The organism is Alteromonas lipotrueae (assembly GCF_019249215.1).
GTDB lineage: Bacteria > Pseudomonadota > Gammaproteobacteria > Enterobacterales > Alteromonadaceae > Alteromonas > Alteromonas lipotrueae.
The window spans coordinates 93,588-115,763 of the sequence record NZ_JAESDI010000011.1 but is presented as its reverse complement, the minus strand read 5'-3'; the positions used below and the strand labels follow the sequence as shown (position 1 = coordinate 115,763).

The window sequence follows — 22,176 nt, the reverse complement described above, 5'->3', positions numbered from 1 at the left end:
TCAGAATTTATTTTTTTTTGATTTGTGAGATTAAATAAGTGTCCTCTTAGCAAAATTGGACACTAAAATATGATCATTAAAATCAGAGAGCTTGAAAAACTTATTGGCATGAGTGAGTCTACTATTCGTAGGGAGATTGATGATGGCAATTTCCCTCATTCCGTTTCAATAAGCAAACGTCTAGTAGGCTGGAGAATTAAGGATATTGAGGCTTGGGAAGCTAACCTGATTTAAAAAGTTAGCATAATCTAAATTTCTTAAATCTACTTAAATACCGGAAAATTACCTCGATGAATTTATAAGGCATTGAGGTAAAAAATGGGCATTAAGCAAAAACAAGTTTTAGCTATGATAAAGGTTAGCCGTACTACCCTGTGGAGAATGATAAAATCAGGTGAGTTTCCGGAACCTAACCGAGAAAACAAACGAGTTATATTTTGGACTGAGGAGCAACTAGATACTTGGGAAGCTGGCTTGAAGCTTGTTATCTGACCGATATTTACGTACAGTTAGCGACAAGTCTGTTAGAAGTATGTGTGGATATACACAGTTGTTTTCTGTATAATTTGCAACCGTTTTAGCAACTCCACAAATGTCATAGTGAGAATGTAAAATGATTTCTGTAATGGAATTTGCTCATGCTCTAATGGATAGAGCAATAGAAAAATCAGTTACAATGTCGCATCTTAAGTTACAAAAGCTTGCCTATTATTGTCAGGGCTTGCATTTGGCTGTGCACAACACTCCTATATTCACAGAAGATTTCGAAGCTTGGCGACATGGCCCTGTGGTTGATACTATTTATCATGAGTATAAACGCTATGGTGATACGCTCATTCCGCACCAACCCAGTGAAGCTTTCTTTGACCTGACACCTGAAAACCAAGAAATGGTGGACTTTGTTCTTGACTCATTAGGGAATCTCGGTTGTTGGGAACTAGTCCATCGTACACATACTGAAGCACCTTGGAAGGATGTATATGTTCCAATGTCTTATGGTGGCGCTTCTATTACTAAGGATTCTATGAAGGAATATTTTGATACTGTCTTGACGTCAAGACAGGATGCACAACTTGCATCCGTGATGGATAACTATCTGGAAGTTAGAGAGCTTTCAAAAAGAGTACGTTTGCCTAATGAAGTTGAAACAGAAGATGACTTCTTGAATTGGATAAAGAATTTTTAGGGATAAAAATGAATCACGTAGTTGATTTTGGAATCGACTGTATAAAGCAGTTGAAGCAGTTAGATGATGACGTAATCAAAAAACTGTATAAAAACTTTATTAATCCTATTAAAAGTGGGTACACACCTGATGAGCTAGAGGGTAAATATAAGCCCAGCTGGGAAATGAAGTTTAACTCTCCTATAAAAGACGCCTTTCTTGAGCTAGCTAAAAAAGAGCAGCTTCATCACTATCATTTTGGCTATAAATTCTATAAAGATGGCTTTGATAAAAAATACTTCGGGAAAGTATCTGATGGAATTATTCATTTGAAGCAAAATGAGCTTGATACCGTTGTGGAACACTTAATTTTTGATGTCTGCCTTGAGCACCCAAGTCCTTTTAAAGTTCCTTGGGATAAAAGTAGAGTCAAAGCAGCTTAACGTTTTCATAGAAAGTCTATTTTCAAATCGGCTACCAATAATGCGCTAGCCGATTAGCCAATGTATTTAAAGCTTCAGTCCTTTCATCAAAATATCCCCATTGATCATAAACACCCTCAACGCCTTTTATTTTATGATTCAGGCATTTTTCAGCGACATTAGATACAGTTTTTAACTGTGAAAGCCTAGAGCGACAAGTTCTCCGAAGATCGTGGATGGTAAAATGCTCTTCGATTCCAGCTTCTTGCATGAGGTTTGGTAACTTGATTCCTTTTTTCTTTTGCACGCTGGATGGTATACCAAATAAGGTATTCAAAGCATGATTTATTGTATCGTCAGAAATGTACTCCCTTCTTTTCGAAGCTCGTCGAGATGGAAACAAGTATTTTGAACCACATGCCCTGACCTTTAACTCATTTAAAAAAGGCATAATCTTGTCTGGTAGACCTATTGCCAAACCAGGTGCCTTTTTCTTCGTGCGTGCTTCTGGGAGTTTCCAAATCTGTTCATTTAAATCAAGTTCACTCCATTTGGCAGCAATCAACTCGCCTTTTCTAACACCTAATGTCAGCAATAAACAGACAGCTATATAATTGTCCCTAGTGAACTGCCCTTTGTTCGACCTCATCACCGATAAGACTATTTCTATTTCTGAAAACTCCAAATTACGCGTTCTTGACTTTTCTGTTCCACCAGCATGTTTTGGCTTCAAAATTGAAGCAGGATTATTATCTAAAGTATTAAGAATTATCGCTTGCGTGAATATATGCTTACAATGATCAAGTGCGTCGTTTGCAACAGATGGCCTTCCAGAATCCTTGATTTTTTGAACAACGTTATAAATATCCTTAGAGGTCACTTGATCTATTAGAAGGTGCCCTATGTGCGGCTGAATATCTCTTCGGTATACTCTTTCAGGAATTTGTGGGTTCTCTATATTACTCCTTCTTTCTTTCAACCACTCTTGTGCAATAGCATCGACAGTCATTTTTTCAGATTGCTTCCGCACTGTTTTAGGATCTATTCCGTTTCTTATATTGGCCTTGTTATCAGAGGCTAATTCCCTAGCTTTCTTTAAGGTTATACCTCTAGGTGCTTTCCCATAAGTACCTAACGTGATTTCTTTTCTCTTTGTAGCAAAGGTGTATCTGAATATCCAAGATGCCTTGCCAGACTTTAAAGGTTTTAAATATAGATTATCATCGATAGGGTGCTTCATTTCATCTTTTGATTTGGCAATAACGCTTAGCTCTGAATCTTTCATACAAATTTCAGTAGTGGTGACTTTATGAAAAATGATAGCAGGTAGGTAATTCTAGGTCATCAATAAGTCACCGATATTTTGACGATTTATGATGTTTAATGAAACAAACTTTATAAGGTAGGGGGTTAAGAGCCCTATTTTCAAGGGCTTTGATATTTATTGACTCTTTGTGAAACACTACTCAATATTCTGGATCTGCTCGCGCATCTGCTCAATCAACACCTTAAGTTCAACCGCCGATTGGGTGATATCAGTATTAATTGATTTTGAACCAAGCGTGTTCGACTCGCGGTTAAATTCCTGCATCATAAAATCTAAACGACGGCCAACTGCCCCGCCCTTTTTAAGAATGTTGCGGGTTTCTATTACATGAGCGTTTAAGCGGTCTAACTCTTCGGCAACATCTACTTTTTGCGCAAGCATAATCATTTCTTGTTCGAAGCGGCCTGCATCTAGCTCAATTTTGGCTTCTTCGAAGCGGGCTTGTACTTTCTCGCGCTGCCACACCATAATTTCAGGCATACGGGCGGTTACTTTCTCGGCTTCTACTTCAATGGCGTCTAAACGCTGAGTGATCATACCTTTCAACGCTTCGCCTTCGGTGGCGCGTGCGCTTATAAAATCGTTAAGTGCTTGGTCGAACGCAGCCATAACATCGCCATGAATGGTGTCCATGTCGGCTTCTTCGGCAGCAATAACACCAGGCCAGCGCAATACGTCTAGCGGGTTTACACCGGTAGATTGCCCGTGAGCTTGCACCCAGTCGGCGGCGTGAAGTACTTGCTTAGCTAACGCTTCGTTAAGGTTAAGTGTGGTTACAGCAGCATCGTTAGCGGTGAAACGTAACGCGCACTCTACTTTTCCGCGCGCCAGTTTCTTTCTAAAACGTTCGCGAAGCACAGGCTCTAAAGAGCGAAATTGCTCGGGTAAGCGGAAGTAGGTTTCTAGGAAACGTTGGTTAACAGAGCGTATTTCCCATACCGCGGAGCCCCAGTCTTTTTTCGTTTCTACCCGCGCGAATGCGGTCATGCTGTAAATCATAAATAGTCCTTTTATTGCACTTTTTGCAAATGAAAGCCTGCAAAAACAACCCGCTGTCGCGCATTGTGTCATCATTATCATCAGGCAGGTTTTCTTGTATTCACTATAGTAGCCTACATTGATAAGAGTTCGATATGTTAAAAGGGCGAAAGTTCGTTTTTAACAGCTGGTATTAGTGCGTTATACTTACGCCCCAAACTCAGGCTTGTCTGCACACATATCCAATATTCCGTGTGTTACTTGCCAGAACTATTTCTTTTATAAGCATTCATCTCGTGGAGAACTCTATGCGTCCAAGCGGCAGAACCGCCAATCAAATTCGCCCCGTTACTATTACTCGTCAGTACACATGTCACGCTGAAGGCTCAGTGCTGGTGGAGTTCGGCAACACTAAAGTGTTGTGTAACGCCACGGTTGAAGAAGGCGTGCCTCGTTTCATGAAAGGCCAGGGCAAAGGTTGGATCACGGCGGAATACAGCATGCTTCCTCGTGCTACTCATACTCGAAGTGGTCGTGAAGCTGCTCGTGGTAAGCAAGGTGGCCGTACGCTAGAAATTCAACGCCTTATTGCGCGCTCGCTTCGCGCTGCAGTAGATTTGAAACTACTAGGCGAAAACACGATCACGCTTGATTGTGATGTTATTCAGGCTGACGGCGGTACACGTACTGCGTCTATCACGGGTGCATGTGTGGCTTTAGTTGATGCGTTAACGTATATGCGTAGCAAAGGCATTTTGAAAGCCAACCCTCTTAAGCACATGATTGCGGCGTTGTCGGTAGGTATTTATAAAGGTACGCCGATTGCTGACCTTGAGTACACCGAAGATTCAGTAGCCGAAACAGACATGAATATCGTCATGACCGAAACCGGTAAGCTTATTGAAGTACAAGGTACTGCAGAAGGTGAACCGTTTGCGTTTGAAGAGCTTGATGAAATGCTGACGATTGCTAAGCACGGCTTGCGCGAATTGTTCGACATTCAAAAAGCAGCACTGGCGTAAGGAGTTACCATGAAAGCGTTTCAGCGCAGTTTTATTGAATTTGCCATTGAGCGTGGTGTACTTAAATTTGGTGAGTTCACCTTAAAGTCTGGCCGTGTAAGCCCGTACTTTTTTAACGCTGGATTATTTAATTCTGGCGGCGACTTAGCAAAGTTGGGGCGCTTTTATGCCGATGCATTAGTGGATGCTGGGGTGGAATTCGACGTATTGTTCGGCCCTGCCTATAAAGGCATTCCTATTGCTACAACGACTGCGGTAGCCTTAGCCGATAGCCATCATCGTGATGTGCCTTACTGCTTTAATCGCAAAGAGGCGAAAACTCATGGTGAAGGGGGCAACTTAGTAGGTAGCCCGCTGGAAGGTCGCATCATGTTAGTGGATGATGTAATTACCGCAGGTACGGCTATTCGTGAGTCTATGACCTTAATAGAGCAGCACAAGGCGAGTTTATCCGGCGTGCTTATTGCGCTAGACAGGCAAGAACGCGGTAAGGGTAAATTATCTGCTATTCAAGAAGTCGAGCGCGATTTTGGTACTACCGTGATTGCTATTGTCACGTTAGCTGATGTGGTGACTTACTTAACTGAGCAAGACAATATGACCAATGAAATCAACGCGATAAATACATACCGTGAAACCTATGGTATCTAAGTATGGCGACTGAATTTCAACAAGCCTTTGATGAAGCCACAACGCATTTAGATGCGTTGGGGCTTCGTTGCCCAGAGCCCGTGATGATGGTGCGTTTGCAAATACGTAAGCTGGAAGACGGTCAGACTTTGTCGGTAACGGCAGATGACCCTTCAACGGCACGGGATATACCCAGTTTTTGTCGATTTATGGAACATACCCTTGTGGCATCACAAACCGATGTAATGCCGTATCAGTATGTGATCAAAAAAGGGGGGTAGGGCGCGCTTAGCGCTTTTAGTCAACTCAGGTTCGACGATATCTGGCTTCAAACCCGCAATAAATACCAAACATAATAAACCCGACTCCCATGGCAGCTAGCATGTAGAGCCCGAACGTTTGCTGGGTAAGGGTTTGTAGTGCTTGTTGCAGCCCTCCCGCTTCAGATGGGTCGTTTTTTACCGCAGATATGACAAAGAAACTGCCCACCAGCAAATACACCACACCTCTGGCAAAATAGCCTATTCTACCAACCACTTTGGTCGTTTTCCGTTTGTGACCCGTTAGCTTTGCTTGTTCAAATTTTTTGAGGAAGTCTGCTTTGTAAGCGTGTTTAAACTGCATAAAAGCAAATATAAGCACACCTGCACCAATAGCGGCAACCAAATAGGTTCCCCATTGATACTGCAGAAGTTGATGGCTTACCTGCTCCCCTTTTGAGCCACCGCTACCAGTCGAACTATTGCCTGAGTTGCTGCCAATAAGTACCTTTGCACCTAAGAACGCGGCACCAAAATAGAATAGTCCCGATACAAACAAAAACACGCGCATAATAATGTCTTTGGTTTTTGTCATATCTAGTGATTCGGTGTTTAAAATACTTTGAAGCCATCGCCACAGGGCGTAGCTCACTAATCCCGCTATTAAAATAGCTAGTAACACTTGACCAAACGGCTGTGATTTGAGTGTGACAAACACGTGTTCTTGTGTCGCTTTTTCACGGTCTGCAGCAGTAATTACCGAGGAAAGAATAAAGAGACCAAGCATGGAGTACATGATGGTTTTCGCGCTATAACCTGCGCTAGCAACGGCGGAAAGCCAGTTTGATGTATCGCGCACGGTGCGCTCCTCGTTCGTATAATTGAATTTCGTTTATTACGATTATCAAGAATCGAACCACTAGTTATAAAGGCGTGAATAATAGAAGCGTAAAAAAAAAACCTGCGCAGTGCCTCGGTAGTGCGTTTTACTTGCTATTACCTATTTGTTGTTACCACTTACGGCTTGTAACAGAAGTTGCTGCAATTGTTGTTTGCTACGAGAGCAGTTGCAATGTATGTCTGACACGTGCAAGTTTTGCCCGCTTAACATTTTTCGAAGCACTGATGCTTTAACGTTGAGTGAGATAAAATCATTTTTGTCGTGAAAGTTTTCTACTGTCATGCTGATGTCCCTCGCCTTCATGGGGTATGTTTTACGGTTGATTGGTTGTATCACTAGTGCAACGATAGCGCCTGCTGATGCTCAACTGGCATACAACCGCTACCCTGCTCAAGCGCAACTTGTATGGCGCAAATAAGCTTACATACCGAGGGCTTGCTGGCATGCAAAGGCAGTATGGCGATAAGTTGCTGGTGACACTCTTGTAGAATTTGGTGCGCTTCGTGTTTTTTATCTTCTTTGTGTAACAACGAAGATAAATACATGGCCATTGTGCCAAAGGCCAATACATCTTCGTGAATAGATTTATCAATCGTATCGGAAACCGGCTGTAAGGCGGTAAGAACAACTTTAGCGGCTTCGAAGGTTTGATAGCCAAGGCTCCTCGCCTCGTTATATTTGCCCGCTTGGTGAGCTTGCTGCGTTTGTACCTGCATAGCGATTCTGTGCTCGCGGGCGTGTGAAGGGTTTAGCTGTAACCACTTCCTGTAGACTGGGCATAACCGTTGTAAATTCATAATTTGCACCTCCTAAAAACTACATTAGTGCAAATGAGAATTATTATCAAATGTAAAATTGAAAAATTTTATCGAAGTAATTTACAAAGCAGATTAGTGCGTTAAGTGCGCATTAAATAGTGCTAGAAAAACCACTAACCTTTCAACACATTAACCGTAAACCATAAGCCAATAACCAATGCAGTGAGCACGGCGATGGCGGCAATTTTATATTTCTTAATAAGCTGCTCGGCCTTGTTTCCCGCGAAATACACTACGGCGGCTAAGCCAAAATAGCGGATGGCCCGCGCGATCACCGTGGCTAACAGAAAAAGGCCGAGTGAGAATTTGGTAGCACCTGCTGCTAACATGGCCACTTGAAAGGGGATGGGGGCAATACCTAATGTCATCACAAACCAAAAACCTTGGTTCTGCATTTGTTGTTTAACACTGTCGAATTGTTGTTGGCTGGAAAAAGTATCAATTACCCACTGGCCGAGTAGGTCGAATAAATAATACCCTAGCGCGTAGCCAAATATTGCACCCACTACACAGCCCAAGGTTGCCATTAGCGCTATCAGCCAAAGCTTATCGCGACGGGCTTGCATCAAGGGCACCATAACCGCTTCAAGAGGCACCGGCACAATAGTCGACTCTAAAAAAGACGCAAACGTAATACTGGTAAGCATGTGTTTGGAGTCTACCAGTTGCTTTGTCTTTTTCTTTACCTTTTTACCCAGTGCCATCTTTTATTTTTACTGCCTTGACGTTAATGCGGCCCTGATACCCAAAGCCTTCCTTTATTGTTTGTAAATTTTGCCGTCCTTCATTACAAAAGACACACTTTCTAAAAGCGATATGTCTTCTAGCGGGTTACCTACCACGGCCACCAAGTCGGCAAATTTTCCAGCCTCTAATGTACCTAATGTATCACTAACGCCCAGCAATGCCGCGCTATTAGCGGTGGCGCTCAATAGCGCGTCTGCTTCAGACATGCCTGCTTCAACCATTAGGGAGAATTCTTGCGCGTTATCGCCATGTGCAGAAACTCCGCTGTCTGTTCCAAAAGCAATTTTTACGCCTGCTTTGTGAGCCTTTTCAAAGGTATTTTGAATTAGCGGGCCAATTGCCGCGGCTTTTGGGCGCACTAGTTCAGGAAAGTAACCGTCTATTTTCGCTTTATCGGCAACAAATTTACCCGCCAAAATCGTTGGCACATAGTAAGTCCCTTTTTGTTTCATTAGTTCGCGCACTTCGTCGTCCATATAGGTGCCGTGTTCAATAGAGTCAACGCCAGCGACAATAGCGCGTTTCATGCCTTCTTTACCGTGCGCGTGAACCGCTACCGTCATGCCGTAATCTTTTGCGGTCTGTACAATAGCGTCTAATTCATCGGTCATAAATTGTGGGTTTTGACCGCTTTTCGCTACGCTCAATACACCGCCAGTGGCAGTGATTTTAATTAAATCTGCACCGTCTTGATAACGGGAGCGAACGGCTTCACGGACTTCTACTTCGCCGTTAACCACGCCTTGTTTAGGGCCAACGTCGGGGCGCAGTAAGTGAGATAATCCGTTGCTTGGGTCGGCATGTCCGCCAGTGGTGGCTATTGATTTTCCAACCGTGAATATACGCGGGCCGGTGGCATAACCTTTACTGATCGCATTTCGAAGAGAGACAGTTTCATGATAGCCGTCACCTAAATTACGTACTGTGGTAAATCCAGCATCTAGCGTAATTTCAGCATAGTTAGCGGCCTTAAGTGCATAGTCAGCCTCATTCAATGAAAAGCGTTCTAAATAGGTTTGAGGGCCACCATGCTGGGAAGATAGATGAACATGCATATCCATCAAGCCAGGCATTACTGTGGCATGCTTTAAATCGATAACCGTGTCTGATTCTGAGGGTGTTTTATAGCCAGACTCTACCGACGCAATTTTGTTGCCCTCGATAATAATGGTCACTTCGCTTTTAAGCTTGTCCGACGTACCGGTGAAGGCTTTACCCGCGTGCACTAAGGTTGCGGAAAAGGCAGGCGCTGAAAGAGCAATTGTGCCAAGTGTTGCCAGTCCTAAGGAAATAGCTAAGGAAGTCAGTGTCTTTTTCATGATGGTTCTTCTTATGATGTTTGAATAGACGAAGAACCAATGTAAAACACCAGTAAAGCTAACGCAAAACTTTGCGCTATTTACCGGTGCTATTTTACTTGCTGTGATATTTAAAACTGCTCGCAATCGCCTTCGCCATCTTCAGCTTCTGCCCAAGCTTTTAAACAGAGACTTTTAACCAAAGGCTTTCATCGAAGCTTAATGCTAAAGCCTTGCACCACTATTTCGTGGGCACGGCGCCAATAATGAAGGGGATAGAATTCGAGGTAACCACAAATTGCGTTTCATCACCTTCTTGCTGCTCGGTAGCGTGCTCAAGCAGTTGGTAATAAACGTTTTGGTGCAAGCGCGCCCACAAATTGCGTCTAACTAAAACATAGGGAATGGGCGTTGCTTCGGTATCTTGTAAGTCGGGGGGGGGCTTGCGTAAGCTGAGTTGTTCTGCCGAGCTCAGTGTAACGATATCGCCAGTTTGCGTGGTGAGCTCTAAGCAATCGTTATCAAAACGCCACTCGGTAATCAAAAAAGGAACGTCTTCTACGGTAATGCCCACTTTTTCAACAGGGGTAACCAGAAAATAATTGTCGTTTTCTTTTTTAAGCACAGAAGCGAACAACTTAACTAGGCTTGCTCGACCTATGGGGCTACCTTCGTAAAACCAACGGCCATCTAGCGCGATGGTTAAATTGATATCACCGCAAAAAGGCGGGTTCCACTTTTCCACCGGCGGAAGGGGGCGCGCCTTGTCAGACGTGCCCTTTAATTGCTGTTGAAATCTAGTTAGATCCATTTTCTTCAAGTAACACTTTAATTTCACGCAGCTTTGCTTTAATACGGCGCATATTGTCTGGGCCTGTACGAAGCAACTGCTTCTGCGGCTCGTTTAGATTCTCTAAACGAGGATCGGTGTACTTATAGGTAACTGAATCGGTATACACTTCAACAGGTACCGGCACTTCAGGTGTATCGAGCAACTGATCGATAGCATCTAATACCACTTCATTGAAGTTTTTATTCGAATCGCCAATTTCTGCGTATTTGTCTTGAATGTCGCCTTTATAAATATCGTACATGCCCAATAACGCTTCACTTTCAAAAGACTCAAGCATGTTTACATAAGGTGTATAGCGCTTATAGCTTGCGGCATCAATCCATTGCTTTCCAGCCTGCGAATAAACACGAAATGTTTGTTCAGGAGGCGTAAGCAACTGGTGATTGGGCGCCATTTCATCATTCGCTAAGTTGGTAACCGAGACCACAAATCGTTGTAATAAACCTTCATTCACAATCATGCGGTTTACGCTGTCGTCAGTGGCGGTAGAAATATCCAGCAGTGATGATTTTATGGCTGGGTCGCTCACATCTAACGGCTCAGGATCTGGCTCTACAGGTTCCGGCATTGGAGGGACTTCGTCTGGCTCTTCAAGCTCTAAAGGTGGCGGAGCAGGCTTAGTTTCAAAAACGTCGGGCACTTCTTCAACAGGCGCTTCCGCATCTGGCTGAATAACTTCAGGCTCGGGGGCGACGGGCTCTTCTTCTTTCGAAGGCCAAAACACGAGAGCCAAGATGACTACAATTATTACCCCGATAATAAGAAAATGGGGACCTAACGTACGCTTTTCTGACGATTCGCTCATAATATCTCCGCTGCAATAACTGATCTAATATTAATACTATCAGAGATAACACCCAATATTTGGATATCACGCAAGAGAATTGTTCTCTGATGAAGGTAATTTCCTTATTTAGAACACTTTTTAACGTAATTGGTTCGCAATTCGATCGTAATTTGTAGCAATTTCTTAGCGATAGCAGCTAGTTTTAAGAAATGTTACAAGGAGAAACTTTGGTGTCATCATTCTATAAATTCCTTAATTTTGCAGTGAAATATAAAATAACTTGATTATTTGCTACATATTATTAACAATTCAAATGGGTTTAAAATGCGTAGATATTATGACTGTCATTCTTTTTGCTATTCCTTTATTTGTTCTTCTTATCGCCATTGAAATATTTGTCGATAAGCGGAAAAAAACAGGTCACTATCGTGCAAACGATGCGATTACCAGTCTAAGCATGGGCGTGTTATCGAGAATCATGGCCCTTGGGCATCAACTTATACCGCTCACTTTCTATGTATTGGTGTTTAATACTTTTGCGTTTATCGAACTGAGTTATTCACCTTGGGTATGGATAGCTGCATTCATATTGTACGACTTCTTTTATTATTGGAATCATCGTATGGGCCATGAAATGAGTATTTTATGGGCTGCCCATGTGGTGCATCATTCCAGTGAAGACTACAACCTAACTACTGCATTGCGGCAAACGAGTGGCGCTATTTTCAGTTGGATTTTCTATCTGCCATTGGCGTTGGTAGGCTTTCCGCCCGAGATGATAATTACCGTTGGTGCACTTAACTTGATATATCAATTCTGGGTACATACTCAGCATATTGATAAACTAGGCTGGATGGAAAAATGGTTTGTTACCCCCTCGAACCATCGTGTACATCACGCCCAAAACCGTGTTTATATCGATAAGAATTATGGTGGTGTGTTCATCATATGGGATCGTTTATTCAATACCTTTATTCCAGAATTAGAAAGTGACAAACCGGTATTCGGCATTCGCGGTGCATTGAAAAGTTTTAACCCTTTGTGGGCGAATGCACAGCTTTATAGTCAATTAGCCAAAGACAGCTTTTACACCACACGTTGGCAAGATAAACTGCGTGTGTGGTTTGGTCGCACGGGGTGGCGCCCCAAAGACGTGGCCGAACGCTTTCCCTTCGAAAAGGCGCCGCTGTCCTCGTTCAAAAAATTTAATCCTGCATTGGCTGCCCCTGTTACTTTTTACAGTGTGGTGCAGCACGTTATCGTGTTGTCTATCACCGTATACTTATTGCTTTTTATTGAAGCATTAAGTGGTGCTCACCAGTTAATATTGGTGGCGACAATAGTGGCGATGAGTATCCAAAATGGGTTTGTTTTGGCCGGTTCAAAATTGGCGTTAGCGCTAGAAGGGCCTCGACTACTGATATTTCCACTGATGTGGCTAGGAAGTGGGCTTGTTATTCCTTCGGCCATATTTGGTGGCGCGTGTTTGGTCAGTATGATCATGCTCGTTAGGGCTGTGCGCTCTAGTGTGACACTCAGCAATATGGCTGAAAGCGTGTCTTCAGAGGATACCGATACTCAAGCATCAATACCATCGTAATGAACCTGTTTATCCCCAGCACCGTAAGAAGCAGCGTAAAAATTATCAAAAAAGTCATCGGTTGATTTACGTGCGCTGAGGGGCGGTTATGCACAAGTTTCTATTTACCCATATTGAAGGTAAGTCTTTAAACATCGATTATCTTGAAGTTCAGTCGTATGAGATGAACGTTTATTTGGTCTACCTAACCGTGGGGGACAAAAGCGGCATGGTGTACGACAAGCAAGACCGACCCATGCGTTTTTTCAGTACAGGCCAAATACGAGAAGTATTTTCTCACTGCACTGTCCAGCAAGCCGTTATGAAACACGACTCCCCCTATGACGAAATGATTGGTAACCCACCCAAAAGTGCAGAACAAATGGCGTTACCATTTAGCATGCAGTTGCCTTATTAGTTACTTACGGTGCTAAGGTGATATTTGGACGGCCGCCAAGGCGTTAGGTCAGGGCTGTAATCTCAGGGCTTTAGCCAAGGCTCTGCGGCGGCGCGCATATTAACTTGTGTGCCTAATCGCTTAGCCAACATGTACAGCCCCCCTAACTTGCGATGAATAAACAATGCATCAACTGGCGGTGTGTGCCAAAAATCATGCTGCATGGTTAACGCCACGCCTTTGTCGTGCAGTCTTGGCAACAGGTCGCTATTGCCGAAATCGTAGGGGCCGTCTTCTCTAATTGCTTCACACGCTTCCATTCCCAATGCCACAACAAGATCTTGCTGTGCAACACTGTGTTCTTGGTTTATTAAGCCAATTTGTAGGGCAGCGTGTTGCATGTCTTGTTTATTACCGCTGGCAGCACTTTGAAGCAGAGCTTGGTAGCCCATCGCAATATCGTCTGGTACTTCACGCGTTGCCCCGAAGTCTAGTAATACCCATTGCTGAGTATCTTCTTTGTATCGATAGTTGGCTAAGTTCGGGTCGCTTTGAAGTAGCTTAAAGCCAAATATCTCGTTAAAAAATAATTGGAATAGTGACGTCATTAACTTGTTGCGAGTTTCTTGGGGAGCGTTCATTGCAGCATCAAGGGGGCTAGCTTCAATAAATTCCATTGTCAGCACAGAGTCTGTTGTTAATTGTGGATGAACACTGGGTATTACAAATTGGGTAGCGAATTCAGCATCGTTATGCTGCGTAACCGCGTCTTTATAGCGCGATAGCATGCTGGCTTCGCGGTGATAGTCGGCTTCTTGATGAAGTTGAATTTTTGCTTCTTCTAACAGCGGGCCAATATCTAACGAACTCGGCACCAAACCTGTGAGTTTAATCAGTGTTGCTACGTTATCAACATCGCTACTGATACTTTTACGTACACCAGGATACTGTACCTTTGCGGCCAGCATTTTCCCGTCCATAGTAATCACTTTGTGTACCTGACCGATGGAAGCGGCGGCAACGGGCGCATAGGAAAAATACAGCAAGTCATCATGCCAACTTTCTCCCCATTGAGCCTTTAGCGTGGTATCTAATTGGGCTTTTGGCATAGGATCGGCATCTTCCCTTAGCCTAGCTAATATAGTAGCGAGTTCTGGCGGTAAAAAGTCGCCCGTATCCATAGAGATAAGCTGACCTAGCTTCATGGCGGCACCGCGCATGGTGGCGAGCTGATCGGCAATGTTGGTAATATTTTTTGGTGTCAGTAACAATGCGCTAAGTGCAGGGCGTTCGCCCTTAATCCATTGGCTGGCACCATTAGTAACAACATTACCCGCAATTTTGCCTGCCAAAGCACCTAGGCGCCCTACTCTCCCAATTCGAGAAGACGGTACTGCTCGCGCTTTTCGTTCATCGGTATTTTTTGCCATGAAGTAACCTTGGAAGCCTTTAATCTTTTATGAAACGCGGGCAGCCCCATTTAATGAAGACCACCCTGTGAGACCCAATCTGTGAGGTCCAACCTATGGCATCCAGCCTACGAGTACCAAATTATCTTAGTACTTATACGCTAAAGTGTCGTTGGTCGATTACTTCTTAATTTTTTGTATATTGCTTAGTTAAATAGTGCTGCATTGAGGTGTTACGAAGCTCTAGCTACGCTACTGGGGATTAAACTACCGATGATCACACAATTAGCTCTCAAATTACCGGTGCTCAATATAGGCGTTTAGACTATCTGAGCTACCATTTGTAGTATAAGGCCAACTACGCTGCCTATTGCGAACCCTACCCAGCCATTTCTTGTCATATAGCGAAATAATGCCGCGCCAAATATTCCACACCATAGCATGGCTGAATATACCGCTATCATGCCCTCACCCGTACCGCTGTTAGGTAAAAACATCATCACAATGAAGGTAAGTGCCATGGCGCCGCTAAGTAGCACCCACATAATATTCTTGTTATTGGAAAACGCATTGGTGGTTGTATTATCGCTCATGGAAAGTCCCCATGGTGTGAGTTAAAAGCATGCCCTTACTTGTCCCTTTTTTATAAAAATCGACATTCATTTATTAATATAAACCGATTGTTCTAAAAACTGGGTATTAGGTTAACTTAGGCGAGATTAACGCAAATGGGAATAAGACTTCAGGGGGATATAAAAAAGCACTGCGAAGTGGCAGTGCTTTAAATCAGTAATAGGAAGTTGAATAAAGATTAAGTAACACGTACATAATGCGCTTAGTGCATTAATGATGGTCGCTAGCAAATTCCACTTCAAGCAAGGTGACGTTGTCGGTGAAGGTCAGGGTTTTTAAAGGCCCATTCCCTTCTACGTTTAACGTATTAACTTGCGTTGGCCACAAATCACGTAAGGCATCGTGACGAATCATCAAACCATCTAACTCTGGCGGTTGAGCGGTTTCTTGGTACACCCAAAAGTGATTACCATCCAACTCAAAACCGACCAAACCTAAGTCTAATGACTTTTCCTCACCGTTTAACAACGCAAAATGGTTGCTCACGTAATCAGCGAAGGCTTGTTGGGTTTTCTCTTCTTCCATAATATCGGCGTGCTTATCAAACAGCACTTTTACAGCATGCTCGGCATCGTGCAGGTTAAAGCGGTGCATTACTTCAATGTTTTGCGTTCTAGGGTTGAACAACACTGTTGTGATAGCGGCTTTAACTTGGTGCGCGTTAGCCCAAGTACTGAATAAACCGGTACATAAAAAAACAGCCACAAGCAGCGCCGTTAGGCTCTGCTTGTGGTTTTTAGCAGATAACTGAAAAGGCATAACCTTAGTTGTCATCTTCGTCTTCGTCATCATCGTCGGTCTTTAGCTCGGTTTTTACGTCGTTCATAAGATCGCGATACTCGTAAGTGTTACGAGGCTTAGACTTGTACGCTTCAATACGTGAAGGAATGATTTGACGCGGATAATGGTTGTTTTCAACATCTACGTCTGCGGTTTCCCAATGTGGGTCAACCGTTACGCTTACTAGCTCTTTGCCTTTTTCAGTGACAATCAGCTTGCTTACCGCTTTCGGTGTACGACGCCAAATTTCAGCAGGAATACGCATCTCTTGTGTAGTGCCATCCTCGAATGCTAGCTCAAGAATAATCGGCATAACCAAGCCGCCCTTGTTGCTAAAGTCGAGCACGTAGTAGTTTTTGTCCTCACGTACCGCACGTTCAAACGCTTTACGTTCCCAAGGCTCAAGTTTCTTCAAGAAACTACGGTACTTGTTGCGCTCTTTGTTAGTTACTGTGTAACGATCGTTTTCGTCATAGAAATCTTTGATATCTTCGAAACGGTCTACCCAAAGCTCTTTCCCTTCTTCTTTATTGCGAATATCGGTAAGTGACTTTGGTTTATCAAGTTCGGCTTCACGCTCACGGGCGAAATCAATATCAGGATCTTCAGTGTTCAAACGAAGCTTGTAAACGCTATCTAGGCTGATATCAACGTGATCGGTAGTATAAAACCAACCGCGCCAGAACCAATCTAAATCAACACCAGAAGCTTCTTCCATAGTACGGAAAAAATCAGAAGGTGTAGGGCGTTTAAACATCCAACGCTGTGCATATTCTTTAAAGGCGAAATCGAACAAATCACGGCCAAGAATGGTTTCACGAAGAATGTTTAGTGCGACGGCTGGCTTGGTGTAAGCGTTAGGACCTAGTTTAAGTACCGAATCAGACTGGGTCATGATAGGCACTTGTGTTTCAGATTTCATGTAGCTGACAATGTCGCGAGGCTCAACGCCCCATGGAATGGTTGGATCCCATTCACGTCCAGCAACCCCGTCTAGGAAACTGTTTAAACCTTCGTCCATCCATGTCCACTGACGCTCATCAGAGTTTACTGTCATTGGGAAGTAGATATGACCGACTTCATGAATAACTACACCAATTAAAAAGCGCTTTTCAGCCAAAGAATAAGTACGAGAGCCATCATCGCGAAGCTCGGTGCGTGGGCCGTTGAAGGTAATCATTGGGTATTCCATGCCGCCTACAGGTCCATTTACAGACTGGGCTACAGGATACGGATAATCAAAACTAAAGCGGCTGTATACATCCATAGTGTGGATAATAGATTCAGTAGAGTACTTTTCCCAAAGTTCACCACCTTCTTTCGGGTAGAAAGACATCGCCATCACTAGTGGTTGCGTATCCCCACCTTGCTGGTAACCACGGGCATCCCACATAAATTTACGTGATGAAGCCCATGCGAAATCACGTACGTTGTCGGCTTTAAAACGCCATGTTTTTTGCTTGTTGGTACCCGCTTTTTCGTTCTCTAGCGCTTCTTCAGCCGTAACCACGAATACAATTCGCTCAGCATCTTCCGCTTCTTTCAAACGTTTACGTTGCGTGCTAGTTAACACGTCGTCAGCGTTTTGCAATACACCGGTAGAAGAAACGATATGATCGGCTGGAACCGTAATATCAACTTCGTAGTTACCGAATTCTAAGGTGAACTCACCACGGCCAATAAACTCTTTGTTTGTCCATGCTTCGTAATCGGTATAAGCCGCTAAACGAGGGAACCATTGGGCTAGTAAGAAAATATCGTTACCGCCTTCACGTTCGTCATCTGGGAAGTGTTCGTAACCCGCACGAGCAGAAACGGCATCTTCTTCAACAATATTGAACGCAAAATCGATATCGAAAGTGACGTTGTTTTTAGGTTGAAGAGGTTGCGCTAAATCTACACGCATTAGCGTACCAACGATAACGTGGTGTAAATCGTTACCTGCGCTGTCTTGCACTCGTGAAATGGTGTAACCCAACTCGTTATCGTCAACAAACTGCTGGCGGCGAAGTGCTGCCATGCTCAGTTGAGCAGGCTTACTGCCACTGGCTGTTTTCGTTGCAGGGCCTCGGTTGCCTATGCCACCAAACGTAGTGGTAAGAGCTGACATAGAATCGTCGCGGAATTTATTCTGATCCAATTGGATCCATAAATACTTCAACGTATCGGGTGCATTGTTGTGATAAGTAATGGTTTCACTGGCTTCAATACGGCGTGTATCTTCAATCAGTTTAACGTCAATTTTGTAGTCTACTTGTTGTTGCCAGTATTGATGACCCGGCTCACCCGCTGCATTTCGATATACATTGGGGGTAGGAAGTGATTCATCTAGCTGACGGAACTTATCTTCAAAATCGCCTTTTGTTTGATTTATTGCTGCGTTGGCGAATGGAAGATAAATCAGCATAGACAACACTGGCGCAAGCCAGAAAAGATGTCGTTGGTGCTTATTCATGGAGATTCCCGGTTATTTTTATAATAAAATAAGCGAACTATTATATAAGCCCTTTTACTTTTATCCCAGTTTTTGGCCGTAAACTCGCCCTATTTTAACGCAAAAAACTGTAACATAACGTTTGTTTAAAAAGCGAAGTGTCGTATTCTTAACCCCTGTTTTCTTGCATCATCTTCTTATGAACCGTCTCAATTGGCAGCGTGCCGTAATTAAAGTAGGTAGCGCCCTTATTGCGCCAAATGGCGATGAGTGTAGCGCCCGATTTTTATTGGCATTAGCACGCTTCATCACGATAAGCCGTGAATCTGGCAAAGAAATTATTTTGGTTTCCTCGGGCAGCGTGGCAGCAGGGCGAAGCAAAGTGAAAATTCGCCACAATGCATCTATTGCCGAAAAGCAGGCGATGGCCGCCATTGGTCAAACCCAAATGATGGCAAACTGGCAACGCTTTTTCGACTTTCCTTGTGCGCAGGTTTTACTTACAGCCGACGATCTTCGAGACCGCACTCGCTATGTGAATATTAAAAACACCCTAAGAGAACTACTAAATCATAATGCGCTTCCCATTGTTAATGAGAACGATACCGTCGCCGTGAACGAGCTAAAAGTGGGTGATAACGATAACCTTGGTGCATATACCGCGCTCGTCGCTCAAGCCGATACACTGATTATTTGTTCCGATATTGATGGGTTGTACACGGCTGATCCCCGTAAAGATCCAAACGCTACATTAATCAGTGAAGTGCACAACATCGATGAATCGATTTATAAACTCGCTGGTGGTGCGGGTACTTCAGTGGGTACAGGTGGTATGCAAACAAAAATTGAAGCGGCAGATAAATGCACCAGTAGTGGTATACAAACTATTATCGTGAATGGTAGAAAAGGGGCGTCTTTCGATGCCATGCTAAACGGTTCTATTCCTGGCACCTTATTTCATGCCAGCAATTCACCTAAAAAAGCACGACGTTTATGGTTAACGCATACGCTTAAAACGTGTGGCCGTATTCATGTAGATGAAGGTGCGAAAGCCGCTTTGGTTGACCGCGGAGCATCATTGTTACCTTCAGGTATAACGAACATAGAAGGTAACTTTAACCAAGGGGAAGCAGTAGAAATTTGCTTTGAAGCCCAAGTTATTGCCAAAGGCTTGGCCCTTTATAACGCTCGAGATTTAATACTGATAAAAGGGAAGAAGTCGCAGCACATCGCGGATGTGTTAGGTTATGAAACGACCGACGTGGTTGTACATCGCGACGATTTGGTATTGCTTTAGTTTCCACATTTTTAACTTTTGGGATAACGCCACGCATGACAGACATTACTCCATCGCTCAACGATTACCCTTATCACCTTGAAATTGCCACTCGCTGGCAAGACAACGACGCCTACGGTCACATTAATAACGTGATGTATTACAGCTTTTTTGATACTGCTGTAAATCGCTTTTTAATTGATGAAGGTGGCCTTAATATTCAAGAAAGTAGCGCTGTTGCTTATGTCGTTAGCAGTCAATGCCAATACATTGCTCCCGCCGCCTACCCCGAAACAATTTACGTTGGGTTAAGGGTAATAAAGTTAGGACGAAGTTCGGTTACTTACGGTTTGTCGGTATATGCCGGTGACGCCAAACGCCGCGTGGCGCACGGTCAGTTTGTACATGTATTTGTCGACAGACTCTCTGACAAAGCAGTGCCTATACCCGTTAATATAAAAACCGCCCTTGAGTCTATTTGCGAGTCTATCGGCGAGGTAGTCAATCAAGGAAATGCCGGTGGCCAATAGTCAAGCCGCCCAAGCAGGCACTAAAAGCACGAAAAAACATACTCATAAAAAGCTAACAGGGGTTTTTCTTGATGCTGAAACGTTTAGTGCAGATTTACTGAATTCAGACACATTAGATACGTCATTGCTCAACAACGTAAATGTTGAGCTAACTTGCTATGACAACACCCTTCCGGAAGAGGTCGTTGCCAGAATAGCGAATGCCGATATCGTACTTACCAACAAGGTAGTATTAGATAGCGAGGCGCTGCAACAAGCCAAGGTGCTAAAGTATGTGGGTGTATTGGCCACAGGTACTAACAACGTAGATACTAGTTACTGCCAAACGCACAATATTCCCGTGCAGAATGTGGAAGGTTATGGCACCGACAGTGTTGCCCAGCATACTTTAATGTTGCTCCTCAATTTAGCCACTGCGTTTCCTCAGTATCATAACGATGTAAACCAAGGTAAATGGGCAACATCGCCGCACTTTTGCTTAACCGAGCATCCCATTGTGGAGCTTGCTGGAAAGCACGCGGTTATAGTAGGTCATGGAGAGTTGGGAAAGCGAGTTGAAGCGCTATTTATCGCAATGGGTATGAAGGTGAGTATTGCAGCGCGGCCAGGCGGCGTTTCTTCAGAGGGGCGCATCGATAACAAGCGAGACACTCGACCTTCATTAGAATCATTATTACCTATCGCCGATGTGGTTAGCCTGCATTGCCCACTAACGGATGATAACTACCACCTTTTTAACGAAAGTCGATTGTCGTTGATGAAACCTACCAGTTTTCTTATTAATACCGCCAGAGGCGGGCTAATTGACGAAGCCGCGCTGGTGGATGCGCTTAAATGCGGAAAAATAGGCGGCGCGGCGGTTGATGTTATATCTCAAGAACCTCCCCCAGCCGATCATCCATTGTTAACGGGTACTATTCCCAATCTTATTGTTACCCCTCATACGGCGTGGATGGCGAATGAGTCTCGTCAGCGGCTGTTTAACATGGCTATAAACCATCTAATTCAGTTTATAGATGCTCAACCATGAGCAATGGTGTGCTATTTGCCATTTGTACACTCATTTGGGGTTCAACCTGGATAGCCATTACGTATCAGATAGGGCACACCGCTGAAACCCTGGCCGTAGCATGGCGCTATACGTTAGCTGCATTGTGTTTAGGGCTGTTTTGTATAGTGCGCGGCTTGCCGTTTAAGCTACCGCTGCACATACACATTAAAATGGCTGGAGTAGGCTTCTTTCTATATTGCCTCAACTATACCCTGCTATATATGGCGCAGGCGCATATTATCAGCGCGTTACTCGCTCTTATGAGTTCCAGCATTATTTACTTTAATGTGGTACTTCGGCGGTGGTGGTTAAAGCAGCCTATTCGTTTAGAAGTGGTGGTGGGCGCTACGTTTGGGCTTGCGGGTATTATTTGCTTGTTCGTGCCTGAGTTTTCAAAAGTATCGATGGACGCTGCGTTAGCGGCTGGCCTTTCTATTGCGTTTGTTTCTTTTTTCAGTGCATCAATTGGTAACGTTATTTCAGAGCGGATCCTCACCTCGGGCACACCGGTTATTCAAATGAATTTTTACGCCATGAGCTATGCCATGATGATGCTCTATGTTACCGCGTGGTTCACAAACGACACCTTGGTCATTCCTACTGCCCCTGAGTTCTATATTTCGTTGCTTTATTTGGCTATTTTCGGTTCGGTGTTGGCGTTTGGCTCGTACATGAAGCTACTAAAGCAAATAGGCGCAGACAAAGCGGCTTATGTGGTACTGGTTTATCCCATTGTGGCACTTGTTATCTCCACTTTTTTTGAAGGTTATAGGTGGAGCTGGCTGTCTGTACTTGGCGTAGTAGTGGTGCTGGTGGGCAACGCCATAGCGATGGGTAAAGTACCCATGTTTATGCGTCGACCACCCCTAAGTAGTTAAG

The 22,176-nt window shown here is 43.9% G+C and carries 26 protein-coding genes; 13 read left to right on the top strand and 13 right to left on the bottom strand.

Annotated features, from left to right (window positions below; all coding sequences use genetic code 11):
- Positions 1–69 precede the first annotated feature (69 nt).
- The 4 genes from JKP82_RS14505 (at position 70) to JKP82_RS14490 (ending at position 1,608) form a co-directional block, all read left to right on the top strand.
- Positions 70–234 (top strand): helix-turn-helix transcriptional regulator, encoded by a 165-nt coding sequence (locus JKP82_RS14505; RefSeq protein WP_218397577.1) that lies wholly within the window; start codon positions 70–72, stop codon positions 232–234.
- Between the two features lie 84 nt (positions 235–318).
- Positions 319–492, top strand: coding sequence for a helix-turn-helix transcriptional regulator (locus JKP82_RS21085; RefSeq protein WP_218397575.1), 174 nt, complete (start codon positions 319–321; stop codon positions 490–492).
- A 121-nt stretch (positions 493–613) separates the two neighbouring features.
- On the top strand, positions 614–1,186 hold the full coding sequence (locus tag JKP82_RS14495) for a Panacea domain-containing protein (RefSeq protein ID WP_218397573.1): 573 nt from the start codon (positions 614–616) through the stop codon (positions 1,184–1,186).
- Positions 1,168–1,608 (top strand): hypothetical protein, encoded by a 441-nt coding sequence (locus JKP82_RS14490; RefSeq protein ID WP_218397650.1) that lies wholly within the window; start codon positions 1,168–1,170, stop codon positions 1,606–1,608. The genes JKP82_RS14495 and JKP82_RS14490 overlap by 19 nt, the downstream gene beginning before the upstream one ends.
- Before the next feature lie 31 nt (positions 1,609–1,639).
- On the opposite strand, the gene JKP82_RS14485 is transcribed toward JKP82_RS14490, so the two are convergent.
- The gene (locus JKP82_RS14485; RefSeq protein WP_218397571.1) at positions 1,640–2,872 is read right to left on the bottom strand and encodes a tyrosine-type recombinase/integrase; all 1,233 of its coding nucleotides are present in this window, start codon (positions 2,870–2,872) and stop codon (positions 1,640–1,642) included.
- A gap of 177 nt (positions 2,873–3,049) precedes the next feature.
- On the bottom strand, positions 3,050–3,913 hold the full coding sequence (locus tag JKP82_RS14480) for a YicC/YloC family endoribonuclease (protein ID WP_159534206.1): 864 nt from the start codon (positions 3,911–3,913) through the stop codon (positions 3,050–3,052).
- A 287-nt stretch (positions 3,914–4,200) separates the two neighbouring features.
- Between JKP82_RS14480 and rph the strand changes: the two genes are divergently transcribed.
- Genes rph through tusA form a run of 3 tightly spaced genes read left to right on the top strand, consistent with a single transcriptional unit; the run spans position 4,201 to position 5,825 of the window.
- On the top strand, positions 4,201–4,914 hold the full coding sequence (rph, locus tag JKP82_RS14475; protein WP_013786776.1) for a ribonuclease PH: 714 nt from the start codon (positions 4,201–4,203) through the stop codon (positions 4,912–4,914).
- Positions 4,915–4,923: 9 nt separating this feature from the next.
- On the top strand, positions 4,924–5,565 hold the full coding sequence (gene pyrE, locus JKP82_RS14470; RefSeq protein WP_218397569.1) for an orotate phosphoribosyltransferase: 642 nt from the start codon (positions 4,924–4,926) through the stop codon (positions 5,563–5,565).
- A gap of 2 nt (positions 5,566–5,567) precedes the next feature.
- Positions 5,568–5,825, top strand: coding sequence for a sulfurtransferase TusA (gene tusA / locus JKP82_RS14465; RefSeq protein ID WP_159534202.1), 258 nt, complete (start codon positions 5,568–5,570; stop codon positions 5,823–5,825).
- A gap of 25 nt (positions 5,826–5,850) precedes the next feature.
- Here tusA and JKP82_RS21035 read toward each other — a convergent pair whose 3' ends face one another.
- The 7 genes from JKP82_RS21035 to JKP82_RS14430 all read right to left on the bottom strand — a co-directional run bounded on the left by JKP82_RS21035 (position 5,851) and on the right by JKP82_RS14430 (position 11,226).
- Positions 5,851–6,663: a DUF1206 domain-containing protein gene (locus tag JKP82_RS21035; protein ID WP_218397567.1), complete on the bottom strand. Its 813-nt coding sequence runs from the start codon at positions 6,661–6,663 to the stop codon at positions 5,851–5,853.
- Between the two features lie 141 nt (positions 6,664–6,804).
- A complete protein-coding gene (locus JKP82_RS14455; RefSeq protein ID WP_159534198.1) occupies positions 6,805–6,987 on the bottom strand; it encodes a hypothetical protein in 183 nt (60 codons plus the stop codon).
- A 53-nt stretch (positions 6,988–7,040) separates the two neighbouring features.
- Positions 7,041–7,502, bottom strand: a complete 462-nt coding sequence (locus JKP82_RS14450; RefSeq protein ID WP_159534196.1) for a hypothetical protein — start codon at positions 7,500–7,502, stop codon at positions 7,041–7,043.
- Positions 7,503–7,636: 134 nt separating this feature from the next.
- Positions 7,637–8,227, bottom strand: coding sequence for a YqaA family protein (locus JKP82_RS14445; protein WP_218397565.1), 591 nt, complete (start codon positions 8,225–8,227; stop codon positions 7,637–7,639).
- A gap of 54 nt (positions 8,228–8,281) precedes the next feature.
- Positions 8,282–9,589 (bottom strand): metal-dependent hydrolase family protein, encoded by a 1,308-nt coding sequence (locus JKP82_RS14440; protein WP_218397563.1) that lies wholly within the window; start codon positions 9,587–9,589, stop codon positions 8,282–8,284.
- Between the two features lie 220 nt (positions 9,590–9,809).
- Positions 9,810–10,379, bottom strand: a complete 570-nt coding sequence (locus tag JKP82_RS14435; RefSeq protein ID WP_218397561.1) for a DUF1285 domain-containing protein — start codon at positions 10,377–10,379, stop codon at positions 9,810–9,812.
- Positions 10,366–11,226, bottom strand: coding sequence for a DUF3014 domain-containing protein (locus JKP82_RS14430; RefSeq protein WP_013786766.1), 861 nt, complete (start codon positions 11,224–11,226; stop codon positions 10,366–10,368). The genes JKP82_RS14435 and JKP82_RS14430 overlap by 14 nt, the downstream gene beginning before the upstream one ends.
- Positions 11,227–11,545: 319 nt before the next feature.
- On the opposite strand from JKP82_RS14430, the gene JKP82_RS14425 reads away from it, so the two are divergent.
- Together JKP82_RS14425 and JKP82_RS14420 are read left to right on the top strand one after the other, a co-directional pair.
- The gene (locus JKP82_RS14425; protein WP_218397559.1) at positions 11,546–12,808 is read left to right on the top strand and encodes a sterol desaturase family protein; all 1,263 of its coding nucleotides are present in this window, start codon (positions 11,546–11,548) and stop codon (positions 12,806–12,808) included.
- A gap of 88 nt (positions 12,809–12,896) precedes the next feature.
- Positions 12,897–13,205 carry a DUF6482 family protein gene (locus tag JKP82_RS14420; RefSeq protein WP_159534186.1) on the top strand — a complete coding sequence of 103 codons (309 nt, stop codon included), beginning with the start codon at positions 12,897–12,899 and terminating at the stop codon, positions 13,203–13,205.
- A gap of 62 nt (positions 13,206–13,267) precedes the next feature.
- Here the strand turns inward: JKP82_RS14420 and JKP82_RS14415 are convergent, their stop codons facing one another.
- From JKP82_RS14415 to JKP82_RS14400, 4 genes are all read right to left on the bottom strand, one after another.
- Entirely contained in the window at positions 13,268–14,614 is a 1,347-nt protein-coding gene (locus JKP82_RS14415; RefSeq protein ID WP_218397558.1) for an ABC1 kinase family protein, read from the bottom strand.
- A gap of 299 nt (positions 14,615–14,913) precedes the next feature.
- Positions 14,914–15,186, bottom strand: coding sequence for a hypothetical protein (locus JKP82_RS14410; protein ID WP_013786762.1), 273 nt, complete (start codon positions 15,184–15,186; stop codon positions 14,914–14,916).
- Between the two features lie 250 nt (positions 15,187–15,436).
- Positions 15,437–16,000: a DUF6702 family protein gene (locus tag JKP82_RS14405; protein WP_201299289.1), complete on the bottom strand. Its 564-nt coding sequence runs from the start codon at positions 15,998–16,000 to the stop codon at positions 15,437–15,439.
- On the bottom strand, positions 15,990–18,413 hold the full coding sequence (locus JKP82_RS14400; protein WP_373996605.1) for a M1 family metallopeptidase: 2,424 nt from the start codon (positions 18,411–18,413) through the stop codon (positions 15,990–15,992). Before JKP82_RS14400 ends, JKP82_RS14405 begins: the two co-directional genes overlap by 11 nt.
- A gap of 226 nt (positions 18,414–18,639) precedes the next feature.
- On the opposite strand from JKP82_RS14400, the gene proB reads away from it, so the two are divergent.
- Genes proB through JKP82_RS14380 form a run of 4 tightly spaced genes read left to right on the top strand, consistent with a single transcriptional unit; the run spans position 18,640 to position 22,175 of the window.
- The gene (proB, locus tag JKP82_RS14395; protein ID WP_218397556.1) at positions 18,640–19,737 is read left to right on the top strand and encodes a glutamate 5-kinase; all 1,098 of its coding nucleotides are present in this window, start codon (positions 18,640–18,642) and stop codon (positions 19,735–19,737) included.
- A 35-nt stretch (positions 19,738–19,772) separates the two neighbouring features.
- Positions 19,773–20,246, top strand: coding sequence for an acyl-CoA thioesterase (locus tag JKP82_RS14390; protein ID WP_159534180.1), 474 nt, complete (start codon positions 19,773–19,775; stop codon positions 20,244–20,246).
- Positions 20,236–21,276 (top strand): D-2-hydroxyacid dehydrogenase, encoded by a 1,041-nt coding sequence (locus JKP82_RS14385; RefSeq protein WP_218397555.1) that lies wholly within the window; start codon positions 20,236–20,238, stop codon positions 21,274–21,276. The genes JKP82_RS14390 and JKP82_RS14385 overlap by 11 nt, the downstream gene beginning before the upstream one ends.
- Positions 21,273–22,175 (top strand): DMT family transporter, encoded by a 903-nt coding sequence (locus JKP82_RS14380; protein ID WP_218397554.1) that lies wholly within the window; start codon positions 21,273–21,275, stop codon positions 22,173–22,175. The genes JKP82_RS14385 and JKP82_RS14380 overlap by 4 nt, the downstream gene beginning before the upstream one ends.
- The last annotated feature ends 1 nt before the right edge of the window (position 22,176 follow it).